Genomic DNA, 23,204 nt, shown 5'->3' with positions numbered 1-23,204 from the left:
CCCTTACTGAACTTTTAACAGTTCAGCTGGATCTTTAGTTTTACCTTCACGCCCATAAAGGTTTATTTCAACTTTTGCATCCATTGCATTTTTACAGTCTGCATCCTGATTTTGTTCGGCTTGTTTTTTGCATTCCGCTACCTTTTCGGTTCGCTCCTTGTCATGAGATTTGTACCAATCTTTATCGTGCTCAGGCTTACAACCAGAAAGTAATGTGGCCGAAATTAAAAATAGAGCTGAATATGTATGTTTTTTCATCTTATAATTCCTTAGTTCATAGGAGCTGGGTTTATTTCATTGTTAATGCCGTAGTTATTACGTCTAACGGCTCTTTCTCTTTGAGCTTCATATAACTTATCTTGCGATTCCTGAAGCATACTCATTAGCTTCAGCTTCGCTTGCTCGCCCTGAATAGCGCCTTGTGCGGTTTGAATACGAGCCTGAAGATCGGCAACTTCCTTTACATCTTTAGTTGTAGAAATCTGCTCGGTTAGAGCCTGCATATCACTTAATTCCTGCATCTGATTGTTATAGGCTTTTTCAGCTACAACACGGTCGTAAGCACCTTTCTCTGATAGGCGTTTATTCATCAGTTTCAGCGCATCAGCGGGGCTTAAATCGTCAATTTCATTGTTTACTTTGTTCATCATTGAACTGACTGATCCAGTCACAGATGATGATGAGTTCATGGCATCGCTATATACTTTCTGCCAATCGTCAGGAAGGTTATTAGCCAAGCTGCTTGTTGATGTATCCAACAAATCCCCAATATTGGTTGTCTTTGCCAGGCTCTCATACGTTGCTTTTTGGGTAGCCAGCTGCTGCTTCAGTTGATCCAGCTGGTTCGCCATTTCTTCAAGTGTTTTAGCAAGGCTGGTCGGATCGTAGACCACAACACCATTACCTATAGCGGCAGCGCTCCCGATGGTTCCCGCGCCTAACAGCCCAGCCAGTGCAATAGCAATTAACTTCGATTTCATAACATCATCCTCTAATTAATGACGGCAAAGACGCCAATATTCTTCGATCCAGTTTTCCGGCTCTGGACCATATTTGCCTATCAATTCCTCGGCTAACTCGGCATTTTGCGGTTCACCGGAAAGGATGCTGATAATGTTGTCCATTTCCATTTCATCGCGTTCTGGCGTATCGCTGTTCTGAATCTTGAGATTGAACGTAGCGAGAGCTGACTGTGCCCCCTGCTTAACAAGGAACTGGCGCGAATGCTCAGGAATTTTGAGCAACACATCAAACTCTGCATCCGTCAGGAAGGAGTAGTCCTTACGACTGGCATCAGGATCGCGTAGGCAGATTTTTGATGGCGTTTGCGTCATTACCGTTTTGCCGATACTGCTTGCGAGCGCGTCATTTGGCTCTTGCGTGGAAAACAAATAAATCGCATCTTTCTTACGGTCTGTTTTAATGCCGCGCTTTATTTCCAGCTTTAAAACAGGATCGTCAAGATAAGCGTGAAATTCATCGAAGCATTGAATAACACGGCGCTTTCCATCAATTGAGTTACGGATTCGGTAAAGCAAGTACATTAACAATGGCGTTCTGGCCGGGCTGGGAATCTCACCTTCCGCAGCAATGAACTCGGTCAGGTCGAAGCCGAAAACATCATGAGCATCGAGATCTAACGCATCTTCACCATTATCAAAAAGCCATCCGTATTGACCGTCAATAGTCCAGTCATTAATCAGGTCTTTGAGATATGGGTGCGTGATGTACCCTTTCAGTCGGGTAATGTCTCTGGCCTCAACAGGGATTAAAGAATGTTCGCCCATAACAGCGTCCACAGCCCTATTGAGTTCCATTCCCATATCTTTATCTAACGGACCGTTATTCGTAATTTCAGCACAGACACGCATAATATTTTTAACGGACGCAATATTACGAGGAGTGCCCTTCTGTTTGAGCGGCGAAAAGTTGGTTTTTACGCCCTGCTGTAAAACTTTATAGTAGCCGCCGACACTGCGAATAAACGGTTCCATTCCCCGGTCACGGTCATAGCAGAACATACGCGGATTAAACTTCATGCACTGGCATAACAGGAAATCCAGCAGCGTAGTTTTACCCTCACCTGACTTTCCTGTAAGCAACATATGCCCCAACGGGCGTTTTCCAATGGAGCGTTCTTCCAGTGGGGTGACGTGGAAGTTAAAATACAGTGGTGTGCCGTTTGCTGTACGGAACATCGTCACTGCCGGACCCCACGGATTATTGTCCGGTTTACCGCGCATAAAATTATGGTACGGGGAGAAATGGAAGAAATTCCATGAGTTAATCGGAGTCGGGCGTGGCGCCCATTTCTGATTACCTGGAATCTTCGCAAAGTAAGCCGCTTCAGAGGCCAACCCTACGCCGCCCCCCACGAAGCCACACTGACTTAGCATGACTTTCGCCTTACGGGCCTTGCGCTGCACTGCTCGCTGATCAGTATCGAAAACATGAATAGTGGCATGGTGATAGCCCATCACTATTTCTTTAGAAAGCAGCATATCAAGCGCTGTATTCAGCTGTGCGAGCTGGGACTGGCTTCTGTCGCCAGTTTCCATCATGGATTTCTCTTGGCGCTCCAGCAGCGTTTTAGCTGAAGCCTCGGATATGCAAGAAAACGTTTGAGTCAGCAGGTATTCAAAGTCAGCTTCTTTCAGCAAATTGAACTGACCCGGTTCCGTGTTTTTTTCGTAATCACGGATTTCGATAGCCGTAGTATAAAAATTGCTGTCCAGCGTTCTGACCTGAACAATATCCCCCCATACGGAACTGACAACTCGGTTTTCCATGATGTAATTACCGATACGGTCACGGCAAACAGGCACAATGGACCATTCCAGATTGACCAAGAAATAAAGAAACTCCAGCGCTTTAGAATAAGCGTGAGCCGTCTGTGGGACGGTATCAGCGACATTGAGCATTACCGGCTCGTCGAAAATATCTGCTTCATCCACTTCAAGGAGTGATTGCTTTTCTTCAGCGTCCGTTAACGTTATTTCCTCGCCGTTTTTATCCCGGTAATAAATACCCAGGCGCTTGATGCCATAGCTCTTCATCCCCTCCATGAGCTGCTCACAGACTTCTTCCATTCCGGTGAAGGCTTCAGCCTGCATTTGAGCCAGTTCGTCAGCTGACGGACGTTCAAACTTAGCCAGAAACTTCTGCGTCTTATCGCCTATCTGGCGATAGAGCACCGTCAGGTACAGATCATTAACCATCTGGTTAGCCCCCGTTTGCAGACGGCGGTTGTATTCATCCAGGTAGCGCGGGAATAATTGGGTAAACTCAGAGTCAGGATACTCTTTAGACTGGTGATGATACTCGTGCGACCAGATCTCTACATGGTCAGTCCCGAAGGACCTAATCAACGTATTAAGATCATCGTTCCATGTAATCAGCTCACGGTCAGAGGCACAATCATGTGTCCGTCCATCGACTTTAAAGAATGCAAGCAGATCGCCATTACGCATCGAGATAATATAATCATCAAGGTGCTGGCTATGCTGCAAATACTTTTCATTAGCGCTAGGCTCGTCTCTGAACGTTTTAGGTTTAAGCAATGCCACCATTTATTTCAGCTCCTTTTTCTTGTAATCCACAGGGGAATAACTTGAACCACTCCATTGTTTAAATGGCGTGTCGTGTGCATTACGAAACTTAGTCTGTAGCCATAATGAAAGGATGCGAAACATACGGTCGTCGTATTTAGTCAGCGCTGCTGAAATTGACCACAGAACCGCAAATACAAGTAGTGACCATAAATGTAACGTCATAAACAGCGTGGCCGAGATCATGAAGATAACCAGTGCCACTGTACGCGGAACGCCAGCAATCCGGGGAACGCGTGTTGCACCTTTAAATAATGGCCGTTGTCCATTTTCAAACATAAAAACCTCTCTTAATGGGGGATGACCTCCCCCCATTAATCAGCTGCCGATACCAGTCAGGGATACCAGATATGCTGCGGAGCCAATGCCAATCATTGACATTGCGAGACGGAACATAAAACCAGCGGAAATAAGATGGAACAGCCAAGCGAGGAACGACACGATCACTGCGATGGTGCAGGCCATAGGAATCCAGGTATCCAGCCATGACTTGATGTTGTTACCTGTACTGGCCCCGGTGTCTGCCCCGCCAGCTGCTAGGGCCAGTTCTGGCGCTGCAATACATAACAGCGCAACCAGTAGCGCAAACCCGTTATTTTTGAAAAAAGTAACCATATATACCTCTACCTTTCCTTTGTTGATTTCAATATCAATCGGCACTCGCCGACATTGCACTTATCCAGAAGAAACTCCGTCAGGAGTCTCAGGTCTGCCCATGTGCGAAGTTCGTGATCTTTATTCAACCGAATAGAACAGCGAACCTCACCCAAATCTTCATCCTTTACATCAAATATGGGATACCACTGCTTTAGTGAAATCCTTTCAATTACAACCTCCTGTATTTTTCCGGCTTCGCATAAATCAATGATTTGAGACTGCAACAGGAGATAGATTTTTGTCATTCATAACCTCACTCCCTTTTTGCTCTGCTTTGGTCAGAAACGCGTCAGTGTTATCCTGCGAAAACACATCACCACTACTATCACTTTCACCCGTAAACGCATCGTGCTCACCCTCAAAGGTTGCGCCCTTCGCACTTACAGGCTGGCTCTCCGCTTCCTCGTTCTGCCCATCAGGTAGCAACGTAGGGATCTTTAAATCAGACTGTTTAGCCACGTTAATAACTTTCGTGACATACCCGTTTGAAATCCCCCGCACTTGTGAACCAGTGTTGTAGCAGGACAGCGCGTGTCTTAACGCTACCTGACCGGGCGGGTTGGATTTCAGGGCCGTACTATAACAGTCTTTTAAAATGGTCTGACTGGCGCGGAGATTGATACAGGGTTTAAATACCTGCTCAACCGTGATACCTAACGAACTCAAATTGTTAGAATTAATCATCGCAAGCCCCATATCGATGCTTTCATCTTCCTTGAGGTTTTTGATTAGCCGGTTGGCAACTTCTACCGCTTCAGCTTCGGTTTGCGGTTGACGTTTCAGGTTTGCGCCACTGTTAACGTTAATAAAATACGGGTTGTTCCCGGATTCATGGCCGACGATATAGGCCATTGTCAGCGGTGAAACATCTGGTGCGCATCGGGCAGCAAGGCTGGCGATCGTATCCGAGGCAGAAGCCGCGTGAGCGACCCCATGAAAAGAAAGGCCGGAGATACATACCGCTATCAAGCACCATGATTTTTTCATTTTTGCATTTCCGTGTAATTGCAATTTTGACGACTTTTATTTATCATAAGGGCCAATAGAATCGTGTCAAGAGAAAAAGACGTTAAAGGGAAGAAACCTATGCTTGTTCCTTTGCAGTCGGAGAAGCGACCAAAAGGGACGCCTGTATACCGTGACCCGGAGAATCCATTTAACACTTGGGGCGGGTACGGAAAGCGTCCTGTCTGGTTACAGGAACGATTGAGTGATGGGTATCTTCTGGATGAAATGAAGCTGCCTGGTGCAGTGGTAGATCGGGATACCAAATCCCCTAGATACCGTGACCCGGCTAACCCGGATAATACGTGGACTGGCGTTGGCCGTCGTCCTAAATGGTTAGTTGAGCTACTGGAAAATGGTGTGAATTTGGACGATCTGAAGATTCGAGAAAGGGAGTGAACGATGGGCAATGTGATTGAGTTTAAGAGGCCGAAAGGCGAAAGAAACCAAAAAGACAAAATCCCTGAAAGGGGGATACTGCTGTGGTTCAAAAAGACTGCCATGTCCCTCAAAAACAACCTCTTTACCTACTCTAAGTCATGTTGCTGTATTTGTTTATTTTTTGTAAGCGTTGTGTCAAGAAAGCTATTGAAGCTGATAGCGACACTATCAATAGTGCTGTTTCTTGTCGAGTGGTTTATGGATCGTTTGGGAGCGCGTGAGTTTTATAACCTGTTGTTCCTAATGGTATTACTGTTGGTTATCAATGTGATTTCAACAAGCTGTATCAAATGGATAAGAGGGAACGTATGAGTAAGCTAAGAGCCGTTGCAAAAATATTATTGATGTACTGCATCTTCAGTAGCGCCAGCGCCTTTGCGGAGGGAAATACTAAGGGTGATCCGTGTCTCGCGTTCACCTGTATGGCCGGAAAGTTACAAGGTAACGAGGCAACATCCGGGCCTGACTGTGTAATGGGCCGCCAGAGCTTCTTTGAGATACGAATTTACACCCCCTACTACAACCCCGGCGCGACAGCTGCGGCTCGTAAAGTATTTCTAAGCAGCTGCCCTATGACCACTATTTCAGAAAACAAAAACACACTGGAGCTGATTATTCAGCGATACGGACGTTCATTTCAGGAGTAACACATGAAGAAACTAATCCCAGCTATCATTGCCGCCGCCCTGCTCTCCGGGTGCGCCACTCAGAACGACGCGGTAGCGCTCTCAAACCGAATCAGCGATCAGCAGAAGCAAATCAACGCGCTTTCCGTTCGTCTCCAGTCTGCCGAGCATCGCTTGAGTCAGCAGGAGTCAGCTTTTCGCTCAGAACAAACGCAGAACAGCAGCTACTGCTACCTGAACGGTGTTAAGTACTCTCAGGGATCGGTGTTCGCTGGCCGTATCTGTGATGGTAGTTCCGGCAGTGCCGCCTGGCGTCTTTATTCCCACCGCTAATAAGCAAGGCTTCCGGGCTTGCCCCGGAAGCGCTTCTTCTAGACATGGATATTGAGCTGCACAATCCATGTTTATCACAACAATCATATTGTTAAAGAGCATAAAAAAGTCGCCATGAAGGCGACTTAAACGAACTGGAATCGTGCATATTTTATTTTTGTAAGTGCCCTGGTGCTGTATTTAGGATGAATTTTTGCACTATATAGGCACTATATGCAACCACTTTAATCTATCTGACAGCCACATACACTGCTTGCACCTGTAACTGTGTGGAAACGGATGTAATGGCCGAACCCTATTTAAAAAATCGCCGACGCTTCACCTCGTCCCTTGATAATCAGCTTGTTCCATTGTTTGACGCTTTAGCGGCCAAAACGCGGATACCTAAAAGCCGCCTGCTCGATGAAGCTATAGAGGATTTGCTGGTCAAACACGGCGTTCCTGGTAAGCAGGTCGATAGCCAGAATTAACTTTTGCTCACCCGCGTAACCGTCCTTTCCGATACGCCAGCGAGTCTGGCCGTCTCGCTGATAGATTTCCCCTGGTGCCGCAAAGAACGGATCAGGTCATGCTTATTCTGGTCGGGTATCCGGCCACGATAAACCCCCTTCTCTTTGGCTTTCCTTACGCCTTCCTGCTGGCGACGGCGGCGATCTGTATAGTCTTTTCGGGCGATGGCCGCGAGCATATCAAGCATCATGCTGTTGATGGCCGTCAGCATACTCCGTGTAAATTCATCGCTACCGTGGGGCATTAACGCCGCGTAGCTGGTTGGCAGGTCCAGACTGATAATCGCCAGATTCTTTTCCTGCATCATTCGCTTCAGCTGCTGCCAGCCTTCATCATCCAGGCGTGAAAGCCGGTCTACCTGCTCAATCAGGATAAGATCGCCCTTCTCAGCATCATTTAGCAGGCGCATAAGCTCAGGGCGTTGCAGGGACGCGCCAGACGCATTCTCAACGTACCATCCGGCTACCCGGTGGTTATGCTCAAGTGCAAAGGCTTTAAGCCGCTGCTGGGCGCGTGACGCATCCTGATCGTGTGCAGAAGCCCGGAGGTATCCAAATATGTACATGACCGCCTCTTATGTCATTAGGGTTATGTCACTATAACCTATGTCATTAGAGTTATGCCATTAAGGCGCAAGGGGAAGGATTCAGAGGGTGACAGAAGGGTATACTCAAAAGTCATAATCAAAAAGCCATCTGTGACAGTCACGGTAATTCGAACCTCAAGTAAATATTAGTAATGTTTGTTTTTACTGGTAATTACTAAAGCGCCATGCTAGTGTTTCCTCAGAGTTACATTACTACGGAAAATGACAATGGCAGAGGACAGCAAACAGCTAACCAAACGGCAGCAGAAAGTCATTGATACAGCTACGCTAATCCGGCAGGAACCGCCGCAGGGTGATGATATGGTGTTCACCCATTCCATTCTATGTCAGGTCGGGTTGCCTCGCTCTAAAGTGGCCGGGCGCGAGTTTATGCGACGTTCTGGTGATGCCTGGCTCGTTGTGCAGGCAGGCTGGATTGATGAAGGCAGTGGCCCGGTAGAACAGCCGTTACCCTATGGAGCTATGCCGCGACTCACGTTCGCCTGGATTTCATCGTATGCACTGCGTAACAAAACGCGGGAAATCTCCATCGGCCACAGCGCTAATGAGTTTCTTCACCTAATGGGGATGGACTCACAGGGAACCCGTCATAAAACGCTGCGTACACAGATGCAGGCGCTGGCCGCGTGTCGTTTGCAATTAGGTTTTAAGGGCCGGACCTATAACGGTCAACCCGTCGAACAGTTTGATGCCTGGATCAAAGATGGTGACGCGAAGCAGCTCACGTTATGGCCGGGAACACTCACCCTGTCCGAAGGCTATTATAACGGCCTGATAGACAGCGCCGTTCCACTCGACAACAGGGCGTTGCATGTGCTGAAAGGCTCTGCACTGGCACTTGATATATACGCGTGGCTTGCTCACCGTCTCCACCGCATTGAGGGCCGTCCGGTTATTCTGTACTGGATGAAACTACGGGAACAGTTCGCCCAGGAATACAGCGGGAAGAATGCTGACAAAGATTTTAAACGGGCATTCATGCCAGCGCTGAAACAGGTGCTTTCAGTGTATCCGGCGGCAAAGGTCGAACAGGTTAAAGGTGGCCTGCTGCTGTATTGTTCCCCGCCTCCTATACCGTATAAATCCTGATATAAAGGCCCTATGCGGGCCTTTTGCTTTTGTGGATAACCCTGTTTATTCAGCAAGTTATCCACGTTAAATCCCCCCCCCTCAACTGCGTTAAATCCCCCCCCCTACTGCGTTAAATCACCCCCCTCAGCTACGTTAAATCCCCCCCCCTAACCCACGTTATATTACCCCCCCCCTAAACCTGTAAGGTGATCCTTTATGTTTTTCCTTTAATTTCTACCTATAACAGATCCTATAATTATCCGGTGCAATATGTGAAAAACGAGTGTCAGAGCGTGACTGTAACGGTGGTAGAAATTACGCTTCCTCGACCTGACAGACTCGCCGCATTGCGGCTCCCTAATCAGGTCTTGCGGCGAGCGTTGCGACTTTCAAATTCTACGGCTTTCGCTATAATCCAGAGCTATCAGCATTTCCTTCGCTGATTCTCCCGGAGGCCAGTTGCTGCCGCGACGGCCTCCCCCTCCTTTTTTGTTAGTTCAATAGAGTAAAATCATTATTTACTAACATTGACCATAAGTGATGGCCGCTATATCATGGGCTTAATCGTTATCTCAATCAGGAATGACTATGGCCCGGAAACAGACCCGCAGCATGACGCAGGAAGAATGGGATTTACTCTTGCCCGCAATGCAGACTTTTACCCATCTTTCTACCGAAATCGGTCATTCAGTGCTGGTTAATGGAGAAAGTAATAAAGACGTGGCCGAACGTGTCGGACGGACAAAGCAAAACGTGGGTTCCACCGTGAAACGTATTTGGGATCTGTATCAGTCCGTCACCATAGAGGCAGGCGGTGAGAAACTTCGTAAAGTGGATGTGTGGCTCCCTGAAGCAATGGCTCTGAAGGTGCTGAAGGAAGCCGAGAAGTACGCCATCAACCAGAGCAAAGCCGAATAGCCTGAATAATAAATAATAGTAAAATTAAAATTTACTTAGATTGACTACCACCCATCAAATTGCGATAATTATTTCTCCGGGAAGCTCACAGCTTCCCATCATCAGGAGGATAAATTATGGCTTCACGCGGTGTTAACAAAGTTATCCTGGTCGGTAATTTAGGTCAGGACCCCGAAGTTCGCTATATGCCCAATGGTGGCGCGGTGGCGACTATATCGTTAGCCACATCAGAATCATGGCGCGACAAGCAGAGCGGCGAAACCAAAGAAAAAACGGAATGGCATCGTGTTGTGCTGTTCGGAAAACTGGCAGAAGTAGCAGGTGAATATCTGCGTAAAGGCTCACAGGTTTACATTGAAGGCCAGCTGCGTACACGAAAGTGGCAAGATCAAGGCGGGCTGGAGCATTACACAACGGAGGTTGTGGTTAACGTGGGTGGCACTATGCAAATGTTGGGTGGCCGTCAGGGCGGTAACGCTCCAGTTGCTCAGGATAACGCGCAGGGACAACAGCCGCAGCAAGAGCAATTTAGCGGCGGTGGCCCGGCAGCTTCACCACAACAGGGAGCAATGCCGGATTTCTCAGATGATATTCCATTTGCCCCGATCACTCTTCCCTTCCCTAAGCACACTATCCATGCGCTGTAACGAAAGCCCCGTCAGGGGCTTTTCTTATGAGGGCTGAAGTTCGGCCTTTTCGCAATGCTCCCCGCCGCAGAACACAATCAGACCCGGCTTACCCCACAGATTTACATGGCATACCGGGCAGGTGTATTTTGCGCGGTTGGACTTGTTTACCGGGGTTTCTGGCGGCGGTGAAACAAACCTCATTGCCTCGATGATTTCATCATCCAGTTCGCCGGGTTCGTCGGTGTAGTCGTCGTCCGGCGGGTATTCCTCATCATCATCTTCATCATCGATGTAACCTTTTCCGCTGGGTGACTGCGGCGCTCCGGGCTTCGGCTGGTACGGAGGAAAGCGGTCCATCCAGGACAGCTGAAAATTGCGTGTTAACAGTTCATCACACGCCCGGTCAAAAGCGCCGCCGGTGATAATGTAGTGCGTCATGCTTTGGCCTACTTTTCGCCCTCCGGGTTGCCCGGTATCCGATGGCATTAACCCTACCCGCTCCATTAGCGCGGCCCACTCTTTATTGTGATAGCCACGTCTCCCGGCCTTGCCAAAATGAAACTGCCACTGGTGAACCATTTCATGTACCAGAGTGGATAACGTCGCCTTGATGGTGCGTATGGAGAAGTAAACCGGATTCATGGCTATTTCATCGACCATTTGCCCGCTCTCACGGCCCGCGAAGCGCTGAAACGAGCAATAGCCGTAAGTACGCTTTTCGCGTTGCAGGGTGATCAGGCATGGCGGCAGTTCGTTATTAAAAAGCCGTTCATCAAAAAAATCGTAGGCGTGCTGGAGTTCTTCGTAGGTTTCGGGTGTTGGCAATGTCATGTGGCCTTCCTTCTGTATTGCGCAATACAGAAAATATACTTCCGATAAAGAGTAATGTCTAACAAAATTTGTATTTACTAATGTTGACTTTGGGGCAGGAAAGAGCGATACTTAATTCATCGGGAGGCAATACCGCCCTCGTTAACACAGCCCAAAGCGGCAACCTCGGAGTAAATACTATGGCTAATATCGTCACCGCAAAAATCTATGGCCCCGCTCAGAAAATGCGTTTCCTTCCTTACGCGTTCGCAGAATTTTATCTTCAGGCAGAAAACTACGTTTGCAGCTTTATGAAAAAATACGCAGTTGGCTATGATGGTGGCTGCTGGGAGTACATCACCTATGAAAACGGTGCGTGTGCCTTCATCGCGCCGGATGGCTACCAGCTCACGCTTCCTAACTATTTTGATGAACCTGTTAGCGCGAAAGAAGCCGGGATTATCGTTGCGCTGTATGCCTACAGCCACTTTTGCTGCGTGGCGTTTGAGCGTGGCTGGCAGCGTGTGAATGAGACGATGGCCGAGCGCTATCACACGCTGCGGGACTTTACCGAAACGCTCCCGCCAGAGTCACAGAGCCGTATTTTTCGGGCAATAGATTAACCAGGAGCGGCGGGCATTTGCCCGCCTTACTCGTTCAGGAAGAAATGCTGATGGTTACGACAGATGAAGTCTGGTTTCGATATCTCGACTATTCGGGCCAGACAAAGGCGGCCCGGGTGGCATCCGTGCGGTTCTGGCCGGACATTCAGGACATACAGGTATTTGAGAAAAAGGACTGACATATGGCTTTCGACTTCAAAAAAGAGGATGCGGCCAAGTATGGCCGCGAGGTTTACCGGGCGTTTCGTAGTAAGGGCAATCACCGCTGGGATACGTGCGTTTTCATGAATGAATCCGGGGCTTACTCTGCCGTGTTCCGGCACTCGTTCCGCAAAAAGGTTATCGAGGATGGTAAAGAGATCCGGCGTAACGTCATTGATGATGAAATCGTGGTGGCCGCGCCGGACGCGGGCAGCTTTACCAGGGCAAAATTCCCACAACTGGCCGACGCAAACGAGCTGAAGCAATCCGGCTTTTTCGCCCGCTTACGGTTTCTTGCTGAAGCAGCTGCTTACCGTGAAGCGTGGCCGGGGCATGATGGCGGCGTGGTACTGATATGGGAAGGGAAAGCCTATGGCTGGAAAAATTGCCTGCGTGATGCCGGGTGTGAGCGCCCCGGCGCGATAGCGATCGACACTGACGGCCATGCTTTTATTGCTGAAGGCGGTAACGACTGTGACGGCGCGAAATGCTGGGTAGCTATGCCATGTTAAAAGGCGGGGAGTGGTCCCCCCGCCTTTAGCTACGTTTCCGCGTTCATCAATCGACAAATTCGCGGATCAGTTCTAGGATTGCAATCACAGCGTTTGACACCGCGACTACCGCCCGCAGAACGACGATTAACACGTTAATCATCCGTTTGCTCCATACAGAGCCGGAACGTCGCTGATTGCCCTTACATTGCCTGTCACAGCGACTACCCAACGTCAATTGTTTGGTCGTTCCCGCTCCAGCCTGGGCATTGAAACAGCACCACCTGTTTTTCAACCAGGACTTTAATCCGTTCATGCCGCATAAGCGGGGAGCTGGAGCGAGGACGTCAACAGATTGACCCGCGCAGTATACCCTATTCCGCGCCGTTTGCATTTACGCTACCCATGACGTAATATTTCGTTGTCAATTGTTTGGTCGTTCCCGCCTCAGTCTGGGGCAAAACATTAAAGCCCGATCTCACCAGTCGGGTTTTTTTGTGCCTGTCGTTTACCTTTCCGCGCTGGGCGTCGCCCTCCGGGCCGCTACGTTGTGCTGCGCATCGAGCCAGCCTTGCTGTCTCGCCCCTTCGGGCTTCCATCGCTGACGCATCAAAAATACTGAATGCCTGTTTTTCCTGCCTGCTGTCGCTAACTCACTGAAATAACGTAAAACCCAAAATAGGCGCCCGCCAGCTGCAGCTGCTTCTCAGCTGCTGCCGGCTGCGAGTGTCGTTCAGCAAATTTGATCGTATCGGCCAATGTCACCAGCGGCGCTGTAAGCCCGTTTACAGCCCATCCGGGCGCGTCAGCTGCGCTGACCCACCACGGACCCGGAAATCACGCCCTGAGCGTCGCAGAGCGCCGCCCAGCCCGCTCACCGGGACAGGGCTTATGTCTTGCCGTGGCGTGGCGTTGGGAGCAGTGGAAGGGATGGCTTTGCAGGACGGGGGATTATTACGGCTAAAGCCGTAACGCTTTTTAAGTCCTCGCGCTTTGCGCTGCGGGGCTTCCGGCGCGTTGCGCCTCCCATGCGCTCCGCGCATCTTCTTAACTGCCGTAGCCTAATGAAATGTATGTAATAAATATATTTACTAATATTGACTTTGAGGGCGAAAAAGGCGATACTTAATTCATCGGGAGGCAATACCGCCGCCCGGTGACACAGCCCAAAGCGGCGATTATCAGGAGTAACATCATGACTACTTTAACTGTCGGCCAGTGCCTCACCTCTTTTAAAAACGAGTATGTAGTAAGCGCGGTTAATCTGTCTGACGACAAAATCAGCTATACCATCCTCGGCCTGAATGCCCCGACCTGCGCCCCGCTGCTGGAAACCTCCCTGCGCTTTTACCAGGTGATCGACAAGACCCTTTCACTCGATGAACTCCGCGCCCGCCGTCAGGTTGTGCAGAGTGTGACCGACCAGCGAGAAGCGCGACACCAGGCGAAAGAAGATGCCCGCCAGCTGGCGAACGAACGCGCCAGCGCTGACCCGGAAAACGCCGGATTGCTGACCACGGCCACCGAAAGCAACACCACCAAGCTAGCCGCTAAAAACATCCGTATTCTGCTGAAAAAGCATTTCCCCGGCGTGAAATTTTCTGTCCGTATGCGTGACTATAACGCGCTCTATGTTTCGTGGACGGATGGCCCAACCAAAGAGGCTGTAGAAGCGATTACAAACAAGTTTGAGGAAGGTAGCGTTAACTCAATGGAAGACATTTACGAATACAACATTACGGGTTTCCACCGTGTTTATGGTGGCGTGAAATACCTGTTTTGCTCACGTGACCTGACCGACGCGCTGATCGCTGAATCTATCGACCTGCTGCGCAAAGAATACGGCGAAACCACCATCCCGGCTGATGTGACGCTTGAGGCGTACAAATCCGGGGCGCTGGCGGGGCGCGGGCATGACTGCTTTACCTGGGGGCTTGCAGCGCAAATCCGCATCAACGCGGGAAAGATGGATAAATCCAGCCGCTAAATTAGCGCCCTTCGGGGCGCTTTTTTGTGGGTAAAATTTCATGAAATATAAGTAATAATTGTATTTACTAATATTGACTTTAAAGTCGAAAAGAGCGATACTTATTTCATCGGGAGGCAATACCGCCGCCCGGTGAAACAGCCCAAAGTGGCATCTAAGGAGTTATCTATGAACTATCTGATCATCATCCCAATCGCATTTATTCTCGCTGCCGCCGCGCTGGCCCTCCCGTGGTTTATGGTTCGCCAGGGCTACCGCGAGCAAGTCCAGCTGGGCGGCGCGTGTACTACCGTGCTGGGGCTGGCCGCATCAACAGGCGTTTTCAGCTATGCCGATAATATGCCGCTGGCGCTGCTGTACGGCTCTGCATCGGTCGTTTCATTCCTGTATGCGCTTGATTGCTTCCTGCCGCTTTACCTGTCACGTAAATCTCACTAACTCACAGGCGGGGGGAAACCCCCGCCAGCCTGGAGAAAAAAATGGAAAACGGAAAACTCGCACAGCAACAGGGTTTTGACCTGGCGTTGCAGATCCTGAAAAGCCAGAGAGGCTATTACATTGACACGGCGACCAGTGAGGGCTACCCGGTATCAAGGGAATCAGCTGAATACTTCCCGGACAGCAGCACCGCGCAGCAGGCTTTGACGGATAACCACTGGACACAGCGAGAGGATTGCTAATTAAATTGCAGGGCGGCTAATCGCCGCCCTGCATAACGAAAAGGAGGCCGGACGATGGCTGACCATGACGACGCACCGGAAAAAATTAAGTGCCTGGAGTGCGGGAAGGAGTTTTCTTTCCTGGCCCCTCATTTGAGTAAAGCCCACCAGATGAACGCCAGACAGTACCGGGAACGCTGGGGCATACCACTACACACGCCGCTTGCCAGCGCCGAGCATTCCCGCCAGTGTCGGGAAAATGTTTTGCGCCGTATCCGGCGGGGCGAAATTCGCCCCGCTGACCAGCTCGCGCTCATGGCCGAAGGCCGGAAGAATGCACCTGAACGTGCGACCAGCACCAGGTTGCATAAAGTGGCGGCGGCGAACGTCGCGCGGGTGCATCAGATATGGAAGCATTCTCCGGTGGTGAAGATCGTTCCTGATACGCTCAGGGATGAAGCCGTGCAGAGAATGACGGCCAGAAAGGTGACTGGTGAGAAAGTTAAGGATATTGCCGCCGATCTGAATCTGTCGGTTGGGTGTCTGTACAAATGGGTGGCGGGCGCTAAATAGGGCGTCTCCCTCCGGGCCGCTACGTCGTGCTGCGCATCGAGCCAGCCTTGCTGTCTCGCCCCTTCGGGCTTCCATCGCTGACGCTTGTGATAAACATGGATTGTGCAGCTCAACGGGCATCAGCCCGTCAAACCCGGCGCTTGCAGCGGCCACAGGCCGCGCCAACCGCCCCGCAACGGGGCTTTAAGGCATCAAAAATACTGAATGCCTGTTTTTCCTGCCTGCTGTCCCTAACTCACTGAAATAATGTAAAACCCGAAATGGGTGCCCGCCAGCTGCAGTTGCTTCTCAGCTGCTGCCGGCTGCGAGTGTCGTTCAGCAAATTTGATCGTATCGGCCAGCGTCGCCAGCGGCGCTGTAAGCCCGTTTACAGCCCATCCGGGCGCGTCAGCTGCGCTGACCCACCACGGACCCGGAAATCACGCCCAGCGCGTCGCAGAGCGCCGCACAGGCCGCTCACCGGGACAGGGCTAATGTGTGCCCGTGGCGTGGCGTTTTGGGTGGTGGAAAAGAGGGCTTTGCAGGGAGGGGATGGGGGCAGTGTCCACGCGGCGGCGTGTGTGGGCGTGCTGTGGTGGTTCCGGTCGGGTTATGTGGTAGTGGGTGCATCATCCCCGTCAGGCCCGGTAAGGCCCGGCGATTGACGATTTAAGCCCTCTTTCATCGTGGTGCTGTCGCCTTTCCGCTGTCGCGCAATCGAATGAAATATAAGTAATAAATGTATTTACTAATGTTGACTTTGAGGGTGAAAAGAGCGATACTTAATTCATCGGGAGGCAACACCGCCGCCCGGTGACACAGCCCAAAGCGGCGATTACATTTAAGGAGAAAAAAATGAAACTGACTCGCGAAGCAACCACAGCAGCAAACCCGGATTTACGCGGCCGCAAACATCATTTCATCATCGAGAGCGCCACGGCGGCAGAGCTGGAAGCGATGGACGAGATCCTGACGCTGGCAGGCTGGGAAAATGACAGCTGCCCTTGCTATGAGGACGGCTTTGGTTGTGGTTACTGGATCGACATTTCCGAAGTGGCTTGTTTCAAAGCGGCATACAAAGCAGCGAAAACGGGCCTGAAAGGCTATATGGCAGTTGAAGCGGAGAAGGCCGCAGCAGTGCGCGAAGCCACCGCAGAACCAGCCCCGGAACACATCCCGGCGGCAAGCCTTGACGATTACACCGTGTACACCTTGCATGAACCTATTGAAGCGGAAGAAGGCAAGCCATACGCAGAGAAGCGCGTAACTCGCGCCTACGTTGCCCGCAGCATGACCCGCGCCCTGGCGAGCCAGGAGAAGCATACAGAGAAGTACAAAGCGCAGGATGTTATCTGGCTGGCGGAGCACAACGCAGACCACGCTTTTAGAATGGGCGTTTTAAGCCCGGAAGAGTTCACAGAGATCTATCGGATGGTACACGCAGAGAACGCGCAGCCCCTGCTTATTCTGGCGGCCCTGCGTGATGCCCTGCTAACCGGAGCGCCAGCACTTGCCGCCGTCCGTGCGGCATAATCCGGCCACCATTCAACGCGCCTTCCGGGGCGCTTTTTGTTGGTAAAACTGGATGAAATAAATGTAATTATCGTATTTACTAATATTGACTTTTGGGGCGAGAAAAGCGATACTTATTTTATCGGGAGGCAATACCGCCGCCCGGTAACACAGCCCAAAGCGGCAACCCACGGAGTCCCCAATGAAACAACATATCGCTGCAATTATTCGCGAATACAACACCCCTACAGTAACCGTCGAAGTAGCCAATACAGACCGCTACGATAGCGAGCAAATCGAGATCCGCCACGTTGTTGATGGTCGCCTTGCCTGGCGAGCGTGGGACTATGAAACAGGTTTTGGAAATGACCTGCATCGCGAGCTGGCCTATTACCATATTCCGGCCTGATTGAGCATAAACACCCCGCCCGGTGAAAGCCGGGCAATACAGCCCAAAGCGGCACTTATCAGGAGTAAGCCTAATGACAAAAGTCACAACACCGTCCCAGCTGAAAGCAGAGCTGGAGAGCCAGAAAACCTACCTTCTCGAAGCCTGCCTGATGGCCTTCAATCAGTTACCTAACCAGCGTACAAAAGGCGCGTTCCCGTCAACATACGCGCTTGCAGCAAAGATTGATCACCTGTTGCAGCAGGAAAAAAAATAAACCTTCCGACAACGACAAAGCCCGGTATTAACCGGGCTTTTCTGTATTGCACAATACACTAAAGGTTAAGCGCGTTTGCGTCCTGCGCCAGCCAGCATTGGTATGTTTCCTTTTGAAACTCCCCGCCGCAGCCGCCACCGGCTTTTGATTTTCCGCAGTGCTGGCATGTACCCAGCGCGGCTTTTTCTTTCTCCCACTGTTGCCAGTTGCGGATCAGCAGCAGCTGGAAAAACTCATTTGGTGAATAGGGCTGTTTACCCATCCGGCGCACCTGCCGTAGTTCGTCCAGTTGCGCCGCTTCATCGTGCGTTAGCGTGACGGTCACGCTAACGCCTTCAGCGCGTAACCGTTCGCGGCGGCGAGCTTGTCGCCGTCTGGCTAACATCCTTTCGCGTTCAGTTTTATCCATTTTTATCACCGTGACTGTCACGATTGAAAAGAAAGAAAAAGGCCGGAAATCCGGCCTTGCGTGTTACTTCAGGATCAGCAAGGTCAGCGCCGTCCCGATGGCCGCGCCGACGATGGAACAAACAGCCGTCATGATCACGACGCGGTTAACGATGGTGCTGGCGTTGTTGTGCTGGAGAGATTGCCAGCGCGTCAGAAAGTCTGACCGCGCCTTGTTTTCCTCCTTCATCGCCGCCTGTATATCTCTCAGGCTGCCGATGATTTCCGCTCTCGAATCGTCTGCCGTCAATTCAAGTGCGCTTTTGAGTTCGCCCAGCTGCTGAAGCATGTCGGCTTGTTCGGCCTTCATTAACTTCATGGCTTCTAAAATTTCCTTCGCGTCTCCCAAAAACCAGTCCATCAATACGTCTAATTTATCGGGCTGCTTATCCATGCTTAATCTCCGATTAACAGGGAGAATGTTTTATCCAGGTTGCTCTTAACCGGGATAGCCTGCTTCATGTAAGTATAACGACGCGCCATTTTGCGGCGTTCGTCTGCGTCAGCTGATGCTTTAGCGCGGGCTTTAAATTCTTCCGCATCTTCAGCGGTCAGCGTTTCAAAAGAAATTTTATGGTGTGCAAGATATTCGTACACCTCACTATTATAGATCGCAGAGTTTTTATTAATGCGGCCTACTTTAGTTTGTTTCACAAAGTCGAAAATCGGGCCGAAAACATTTTCAACATCATCACCCGGATTAACGCGGTTTGGAACAAAGATAATCTTTTTGTTATCCACGCCAGCCTTGCTTAACGTGTGCGCCGTTTTCATACTTTCTTTAATGGCTTTATCTTCCGGTGTTACCGGAATGAAATACATATCAAATTCATTTGCGCCGCCATCAAAGCGGGACATTGCCATTAAAAACGGTTCCACGTTTGACGCGCCAATATCAATAATCGCTGCATCTTCAAAAACCACATCTTCAATCAGACGGGAGAAATCATCACCTTTAAAACTGGTGACATTTTCAATCCCTAAGTCAGACGCTGACTGGTTAATGGTTTCGACAGCGAAAAATTTCGCATCTTTCAGGCGCGGGGCGAGAAGGTAAGTTGAAACTAAAGTTTTGCCAACGCTGCCACTGTAATTAATAACCGCTACTTTCATTGCACACCTCAATATTTTTTGATGAACTCATTAGGATCGAACTCGGCTTTTGCCTCGTCAAAAAATTCCTTTCCGATGATACCCGGTGGCTGTTTCTTTTTGTCTCCTTCGGTCGCGTCTTGTGTATTGTGCAATACATCTTTTTTTACCTGCTCAGACTTCGCGGGTTTCTCTGTATTGTGCAATACATTTTTCTTTTGTTGCTCACTGGCTCCGGCTGATTCTGTATTGTGCAATACAGAATCAGGGGTGGCATGTTTTGCCCGGTTTTGCCTGGCCCGATACAGGGCAGTATCAAAACTTCGAACGTTCACATTCTCCAGGCCGAAGCGTTCAGATACCGCCTTGAAAACCTCCTCTCTGGAGACTCCCAGCGACAGCATTTCTTCTACTTCCGGCAACATCATCTGAATTGCTGCCCTGATGCTTTTGGGCTTCATAGTACCCTCATGTAGAATGATGTATTTTTGATGTAATAGTGATGTATTTTTGTCGTATCAACTATCCCATGACGTAAGATTGATGTAATTGTGGTGTAATGTCAACCATGAATTGACGTAATAGTGGTGTATTTGTGGTGTATGGGTATTCATGCAAGCATGAATACCGGGATATTGAACGCTTTTTCACCAAAATACCCCTTAACCTCCGTAGATCGCCCCTACCAAACTGATTATTTTTTAGCCCTTAACCTGCTATACACCTAACGCAGTGCGATAAATCGCACTAACTAACTGATTTAAAAAACAAAATGTTCAAAATTTATGATTGCGGGTATTAAAAAGGTATTAAAAACATAGCATAAGGGAATGGTTTATATGGAAATTTAGGTATTACTTTGTTAATACTTACCTCATGCGGTTAAACTACCGCCAGATTGAACACGAAAAATCACCAGTTGAGGACATGATGCCGATCATCACATGCAAGGTAACGGACGAAGAAAAAGAGCTTATCGACAGGCTGGCCGGAACGAACAGATCGGACTATATGCGCCGTTGTTTGTTGGCCGGATCAGGTGGCCGGATAGGTGGATTGAGTCAGGTTACGGAACAGATAAATGAAGTAAATCGACGCCTCGATATTCTGTTTGACCAGGTATCAGAGACAGACATGAGCGCGTTTTCCTCAGAACTAAAAGGTCTGGTCAAACAGCTATCACAACTCAAATTGCCGCCTCCCGGTCAGATGATGCTGCACGAATCCCTGGCAATCGAGACGGTGATCCTGCTGCGTTCGATGGCAACCCCGGCCAATATGAAAGCCGCCTGGGGAGAGCTGGAACGTAACGGATATAAGGTATGGGAAAGTAAACAAGAGAGGAAGGAATAATGACGGAACAAGAAAGAGGAATTATATTTTTATGCTCGTTGCTGGGGCCGATACCCTTTGTGTGGTTTATTACTGCAAAGTTTGTTTATGGCATTAACAGTGAAACCGCACACTATCTTGTACCCTATTTGCTAAAGAACACGTTTAACTTATGGCCGTTATGGGTGGCGATTATTGCAGGCGCGGTTATAGGGTTGTGTGGCTTCATTGGATTCATCATTTACGATAAGGGAAGGGTGTATAAAGGACCGAAATTTAAACGTGTACTCCGTGGCACTAAATTAGTCAGAGCCTCGTCTTTGGCCGAAAAAACCAAAGAGCGCGGTCATAAGCAATTAACTATCGCAGGTGTTCCCGTCCCCACTGCTGCCGAAACTTTACACATTTCAATTGGTGGCGCTACGGGGGTTGGTAAAACCACAATAATAAAGGAAGCAATATATTCAAGCCTGAAAAGAGGCTCGGATAAGCGCATCGTACTTGACCCAAACGGTGAATATGTGGAGACGTTTTATCGTCCTGGTGATGTAATTCTCAGTCCTTATGATAAGCGTTCTCCTGGCTGGTCTATGTTCAACGAAATACGCGATGACTTTGACTATGATCTCTATGCTGTATCTATTATTCAGGAAAGTAAGGAACGTTCAGCAGAGGAATGGTACAGATATGGTCGTCTTATTTATCGCGAGGTATCGAAGAAATTACTCAAGATAAAACGCAATCCGACAATGGAAGAAGTAATGCACTGGTGTACCATTGTTGAGAATGACAAATTAAAAGAATTTGTAAAAGGCACTCCCGCAGAAGCCCTGTTTATTAAAGGCGCGGAGAAAGCAACAGGTAGCGCCCGTTTTGTCCTGGGTGACAAATTAGCTCCACACCTGAAGATGCCCGCTGGCGATTTCTCGCTGCGTGACTGGCTGGAAGATGGTAAACCCGGCACGCTGTTTATCACCTGGCAAGAGCAGATGAAAAAGAGCCTCAACCCGCTGATTTCATGCTGGCTGGATATTCTGTTTTCAAGCCTGCTGGGTATGGGGAAACGCGATCAGCGCACGCTTTTTTTTATCGACGAGCTGGAATCACTGGAATACCTGCCAAACCTACAGGACTTACTGACGAAGGGCCGTAAAAGTGGCGCGTCAGTATGGGCGGGCTACCAGACGTACTCTCAGTTGGTTGAGCGCTACGGCATCAACATAGCGGAAACCCTGTTGAGTAACATGCGATCCGGTATCGTCATGGGGGGTAGCCGTTTAGGTAAAGGAACCCTTGATTTTATGTCCCGTGCATTGGGCGAGATTGAGGGCGAAGTGGAACACAAACAAGGCAACCCATTCCAGGCGGGCATTGGTAACAGGCCACGCATCGAAACGCGCACCGTCAGAGCCGTTACTCCTACGGAAATATCAGAGCTGAAAAACCTCACTGGGTACGTCTATTTCCCTGGTGATCTGCCTGTCGGCAAGTTCAAGACTAAACATGTGCAATACACGCGTAAGAACCCGGTTCCGGGCATCATCATGAGGTAGCGCCATGCTTGATATTACGACTATCACCCGTATCGATATTGCGTCAGTTGTAGGTTACTACGCTGATGCAAAAGACGATTACTACAGCAAAGACAGCAGCTTTACCGCGTGGCATGGTCAGGGCGCTGAAGCGCTGGGCCTTTCCGGCGAGGTCAGTTCTCAACGCTTCAAAGAGCTGCTTGTCGGGGAGATTGACCCTTTCACGCAGATGAAGCGCTCCAGCGGTGACGCGACGAAAGAACGGCTGGGATACGACCTCACATTTTCCGCGCCTAAAGGCGTATCGATGCAGGCGCTGATCCACGGCGATAAGGCAATTATCGCCGCCCACGAAAAAGCGGTTGCCGCTGCCGTCCAGGAAGCAGAAAAGCTGGCTCAGGCCCGCACGACCCACGCAGGGAAAACCATTACGCAGAATACCGGTAATCTGGTAGTTGCTTCCTTCCGGCATGAAACATCACGCGCCCTTGACCCGGAGCTGCATACCCACGCCTTTGTCATGAATATGACGCAGCGCGGGGATGGTCAGTGGAGGGCGCTTAAAAACGATGAACTGATGCGGGCCAAGATGCACCTGGGGGATGTCTATAAGCAGGAGCTGGCGCTGGAGCTGACAAAGGCCGGGTATGAACTGCGTTATAACAACAAAAACAACACCTTTGATATGGCGCACTTTACGGATGAACAAATTCGTGGATTTTCGCGGCGTTCTGCTCAGATAGAAGAAGGGCTGGCGGCTATGGGACTGACCCGCGAAACCGCTGACGCACAGACCAAAAGCCGGGTATCGATGGCGACCCGCGACAAAAAAACAGACGACTATTCGCGTGAAGATATTCATAAAGAGTGGGTTAATCGGGCTAACGAGCTGGGAA

33 protein-coding genes are annotated in these 23,204 nt (G+C 49.8%); 20 read left to right on the top strand and 13 right to left on the bottom strand.

Translation table 11 applies throughout. The features are described from left to right. Positions 1–3 precede the first annotated feature (3 nt). The 6 genes from ACQ4OC_RS18900 to ACQ4OC_RS18875 all read right to left on the bottom strand — a co-directional run bounded on the left by ACQ4OC_RS18900 (position 4) and on the right by ACQ4OC_RS18875 (position 5,252). Entirely contained in the window at positions 4–258 is a 255-nt protein-coding gene (locus tag ACQ4OC_RS18900) for an EexN family lipoprotein (protein WP_430971508.1), read from the bottom strand. Between the two features lie 11 nt (positions 259–269). Further along, positions 270–980: a type IV secretion system protein gene (locus ACQ4OC_RS18895; protein ID WP_430971507.1), complete on the bottom strand. Its 711-nt coding sequence runs from the start codon at positions 978–980 to the stop codon at positions 270–272. 15 nt (positions 981–995) lie between these two features. Beyond that, a complete protein-coding gene (locus ACQ4OC_RS18890; protein ID WP_430971506.1) occupies positions 996–3,569 on the bottom strand; it encodes a VirB4 family type IV secretion/conjugal transfer ATPase in 2,574 nt (857 codons plus the stop codon). Then, positions 3,570–3,887, bottom strand: a complete 318-nt coding sequence (locus ACQ4OC_RS18885; RefSeq protein WP_430971505.1) for a type IV secretion system protein VirB3 — start codon at positions 3,885–3,887, stop codon at positions 3,570–3,572. 39 nt (positions 3,888–3,926) lie between these two features. Beyond that, positions 3,927–4,223 carry a TrbC/VirB2 family protein gene (locus ACQ4OC_RS18880; RefSeq protein ID WP_430971504.1) on the bottom strand — a complete coding sequence of 99 codons (297 nt, stop codon included), beginning with the start codon at positions 4,221–4,223 and terminating at the stop codon, positions 3,927–3,929. 246 nt (positions 4,224–4,469) lie between these two features. Further along, positions 4,470–5,252 carry a lytic transglycosylase domain-containing protein gene (locus ACQ4OC_RS18875; protein WP_430971503.1) on the bottom strand — a complete coding sequence of 261 codons (783 nt, stop codon included), beginning with the start codon at positions 5,250–5,252 and terminating at the stop codon, positions 4,470–4,472. Between the two features lie 99 nt (positions 5,253–5,351). On the opposite strand from ACQ4OC_RS18875, the gene ACQ4OC_RS18870 reads away from it, so the two are divergent. From ACQ4OC_RS18870 to ACQ4OC_RS18850, 5 genes are all read left to right on the top strand, one after another. Next, entirely contained in the window at positions 5,352–5,669 is a 318-nt protein-coding gene (locus ACQ4OC_RS18870) for an H-NS family nucleoid-associated regulatory protein (RefSeq protein WP_430971502.1), read from the top strand. Positions 5,670–5,672: 3 nt separating this feature from the next. After that, a complete protein-coding gene (locus ACQ4OC_RS18865) occupies positions 5,673–6,023 on the top strand; it encodes a hypothetical protein (RefSeq protein WP_430971501.1) in 351 nt (116 codons plus the stop codon). Then, positions 6,020–6,358, top strand: a complete 339-nt coding sequence (locus ACQ4OC_RS18860; RefSeq protein ID WP_430971500.1) for a hypothetical protein — start codon at positions 6,020–6,022, stop codon at positions 6,356–6,358. Before ACQ4OC_RS18865 ends, ACQ4OC_RS18860 begins: the two co-directional genes overlap by 4 nt. A 3-nt stretch (positions 6,359–6,361) precedes the next feature. Then, positions 6,362–6,670 carry a hypothetical protein gene (locus tag ACQ4OC_RS18855; protein ID WP_032416643.1) on the top strand — a complete coding sequence of 103 codons (309 nt, stop codon included), beginning with the start codon at positions 6,362–6,364 and terminating at the stop codon, positions 6,668–6,670. Positions 6,671–6,954: 284 nt separating this feature from the next. After that, positions 6,955–7,140, top strand: coding sequence for a ribbon-helix-helix domain-containing protein (locus ACQ4OC_RS18850; protein ID WP_006118530.1), 186 nt, complete (start codon positions 6,955–6,957; stop codon positions 7,138–7,140). On the opposite strand, the gene ACQ4OC_RS18845 is transcribed toward ACQ4OC_RS18850, so the two are convergent. Continuing rightward, positions 7,137–7,745 (bottom strand): recombinase family protein, encoded by a 609-nt coding sequence (locus ACQ4OC_RS18845; RefSeq protein WP_316438890.1) that lies wholly within the window; start codon positions 7,743–7,745, stop codon positions 7,137–7,139. The two genes, ACQ4OC_RS18850 and ACQ4OC_RS18845, sit on opposite strands and share 4 nt — an antisense overlap. A gap of 249 nt (positions 7,746–7,994) precedes the next feature. On the opposite strand from ACQ4OC_RS18845, the gene ACQ4OC_RS18840 reads away from it, so the two are divergent. From ACQ4OC_RS18840 to ACQ4OC_RS18830, 3 genes are all read left to right on the top strand, one after another. Beyond that, positions 7,995–8,876: a replication protein RepA gene (locus ACQ4OC_RS18840; protein ID WP_430971499.1), complete on the top strand. Its 882-nt coding sequence runs from the start codon at positions 7,995–7,997 to the stop codon at positions 8,874–8,876. Between the two features lie 570 nt (positions 8,877–9,446). Further along, complete coding sequence (locus ACQ4OC_RS18835; RefSeq protein WP_421632495.1) at positions 9,447–9,776, top strand: TrfB-related DNA-binding protein; 330 nt, start codon at positions 9,447–9,449, stop codon at positions 9,774–9,776. Positions 9,777–9,892: 116 nt separating this feature from the next. After that, positions 9,893–10,423, top strand: a complete 531-nt coding sequence (locus ACQ4OC_RS18830; protein ID WP_430971498.1) for a single-stranded DNA-binding protein — start codon at positions 9,893–9,895, stop codon at positions 10,421–10,423. Between the two features lie 24 nt (positions 10,424–10,447). On the opposite strand, the gene ACQ4OC_RS18825 is transcribed toward ACQ4OC_RS18830, so the two are convergent. Further along, positions 10,448–11,236, bottom strand: coding sequence for a SprT-like domain-containing protein (locus tag ACQ4OC_RS18825; RefSeq protein ID WP_430971497.1), 789 nt, complete (start codon positions 11,234–11,236; stop codon positions 10,448–10,450). Between the two features lie 179 nt (positions 11,237–11,415). On the opposite strand from ACQ4OC_RS18825, the gene ACQ4OC_RS18820 reads away from it, so the two are divergent. Both ACQ4OC_RS18820 and ACQ4OC_RS18815 read left to right on the top strand, forming a co-directional pair. Then, complete coding sequence (locus ACQ4OC_RS18820; protein WP_024562320.1) at positions 11,416–11,838, top strand: antirestriction protein; 423 nt, start codon at positions 11,416–11,418, stop codon at positions 11,836–11,838. Positions 11,839–12,020: 182 nt separating this feature from the next. Then, complete coding sequence (locus tag ACQ4OC_RS18815; RefSeq protein ID WP_430971496.1) at positions 12,021–12,551, top strand: antirestriction protein ArdR; 531 nt, start codon at positions 12,021–12,023, stop codon at positions 12,549–12,551. A 46-nt stretch (positions 12,552–12,597) separates the two neighbouring features. Here ACQ4OC_RS18815 and dqlB read toward each other — a convergent pair whose 3' ends face one another. Continuing rightward, entirely contained in the window at positions 12,598–12,693 is a 96-nt protein-coding gene (gene dqlB, locus ACQ4OC_RS18810) for a DinQ-like type I toxin DqlB (RefSeq protein ID WP_024562317.1), read from the bottom strand. Between the two features lie 1,032 nt (positions 12,694–13,725). Between dqlB and ACQ4OC_RS18805 the strand changes: the two genes are divergently transcribed. The 7 genes from ACQ4OC_RS18805 (at position 13,726) to ACQ4OC_RS18775 (ending at position 17,905) form a co-directional block, all read left to right on the top strand. After that, entirely contained in the window at positions 13,726–14,517 is a 792-nt protein-coding gene (locus tag ACQ4OC_RS18805) for an LPD29 domain-containing protein (protein ID WP_430971495.1), read from the top strand. A gap of 168 nt (positions 14,518–14,685) precedes the next feature. After that, positions 14,686–14,955, top strand: a complete 270-nt coding sequence (locus ACQ4OC_RS18800) for a hypothetical protein (protein ID WP_020323374.1) — start codon at positions 14,686–14,688, stop codon at positions 14,953–14,955. A gap of 41 nt (positions 14,956–14,996) precedes the next feature. After that, a complete protein-coding gene (locus tag ACQ4OC_RS18795; protein WP_430971494.1) occupies positions 14,997–15,197 on the top strand; it encodes a hypothetical protein in 201 nt (66 codons plus the stop codon). A 54-nt stretch (positions 15,198–15,251) separates the two neighbouring features. Further along, the gene (locus tag ACQ4OC_RS18790) at positions 15,252–15,749 is read left to right on the top strand and encodes a MucR family transcriptional regulator (protein WP_430971493.1); all 498 of its coding nucleotides are present in this window, start codon (positions 15,252–15,254) and stop codon (positions 15,747–15,749) included. Positions 15,750–16,583: 834 nt separating this feature from the next. After that, positions 16,584–17,261 carry a DUF5417 domain-containing protein gene (locus ACQ4OC_RS18785; protein ID WP_430971492.1) on the top strand — a complete coding sequence of 226 codons (678 nt, stop codon included), beginning with the start codon at positions 16,584–16,586 and terminating at the stop codon, positions 17,259–17,261. Positions 17,262–17,442: 181 nt separating this feature from the next. Then, complete coding sequence (locus tag ACQ4OC_RS18780) at positions 17,443–17,649, top strand: DUF905 family protein (protein WP_430971491.1); 207 nt, start codon at positions 17,443–17,445, stop codon at positions 17,647–17,649. Positions 17,650–17,722: 73 nt separating this feature from the next. Continuing rightward, the gene (locus ACQ4OC_RS18775) at positions 17,723–17,905 is read left to right on the top strand and encodes a hypothetical protein (RefSeq protein WP_000170167.1); all 183 of its coding nucleotides are present in this window, start codon (positions 17,723–17,725) and stop codon (positions 17,903–17,905) included. Between the two features lie 58 nt (positions 17,906–17,963). On the opposite strand, the gene ACQ4OC_RS18770 is transcribed toward ACQ4OC_RS18775, so the two are convergent. The 4 genes from ACQ4OC_RS18770 to stbA all read right to left on the bottom strand — a co-directional run bounded on the left by ACQ4OC_RS18770 (position 17,964) and on the right by stbA (position 19,905). Next, on the bottom strand, positions 17,964–18,314 hold the full coding sequence (locus ACQ4OC_RS18770; RefSeq protein ID WP_227525271.1) for a hypothetical protein: 351 nt from the start codon (positions 18,312–18,314) through the stop codon (positions 17,964–17,966). A 63-nt stretch (positions 18,315–18,377) separates the two neighbouring features. Further along, complete coding sequence (gene stbC / locus ACQ4OC_RS18765) at positions 18,378–18,746, bottom strand: plasmid stabilization protein StbC (protein ID WP_227525270.1); 369 nt, start codon at positions 18,744–18,746, stop codon at positions 18,378–18,380. A gap of 2 nt (positions 18,747–18,748) precedes the next feature. Continuing rightward, a complete protein-coding gene (stbB, locus tag ACQ4OC_RS18760; RefSeq protein WP_020323147.1) occupies positions 18,749–19,465 on the bottom strand; it encodes a StbB family protein in 717 nt (238 codons plus the stop codon). A gap of 8 nt (positions 19,466–19,473) precedes the next feature. Next, a complete protein-coding gene (gene stbA, locus ACQ4OC_RS18755) occupies positions 19,474–19,905 on the bottom strand; it encodes a plasmid stabilization protein StbA (protein WP_430971489.1) in 432 nt (143 codons plus the stop codon). 415 nt (positions 19,906–20,320) lie between these two features. On the opposite strand from stbA, the gene ACQ4OC_RS18750 reads away from it, so the two are divergent. From ACQ4OC_RS18750 to mobF, 3 genes are all read left to right on the top strand, one after another. Continuing rightward, a complete protein-coding gene (locus ACQ4OC_RS18750) occupies positions 20,321–20,797 on the top strand; it encodes a traK protein (RefSeq protein WP_242528757.1) in 477 nt (158 codons plus the stop codon). After that, positions 20,797–22,329, top strand: a complete 1,533-nt coding sequence (locus ACQ4OC_RS18745) for a type IV secretion system DNA-binding domain-containing protein (protein ID WP_430971488.1) — start codon at positions 20,797–20,799, stop codon at positions 22,327–22,329. The genes ACQ4OC_RS18750 and ACQ4OC_RS18745 overlap by 1 nt, the downstream gene beginning before the upstream one ends. Before the next feature lie 4 nt (positions 22,330–22,333). Further along, positions 22,334–23,204, top strand: an 871-nt coding sequence (gene mobF, locus ACQ4OC_RS18740) for a MobF family relaxase (protein WP_430971487.1), incomplete at its 3' end; no start/stop codon positions are given.

Origin of the sequence: Yersinia sp. J1, assembly GCF_050586585.1 — a bacterium.
GTDB classification, from domain to species: domain Bacteria; phylum Pseudomonadota; class Gammaproteobacteria; order Enterobacterales; family Enterobacteriaceae; genus Yersinia; species Yersinia entomophaga.
Note: the sequence above shows the minus strand (reverse complement) of the source record. Positions and strands in the feature narration are given on the sequence as shown.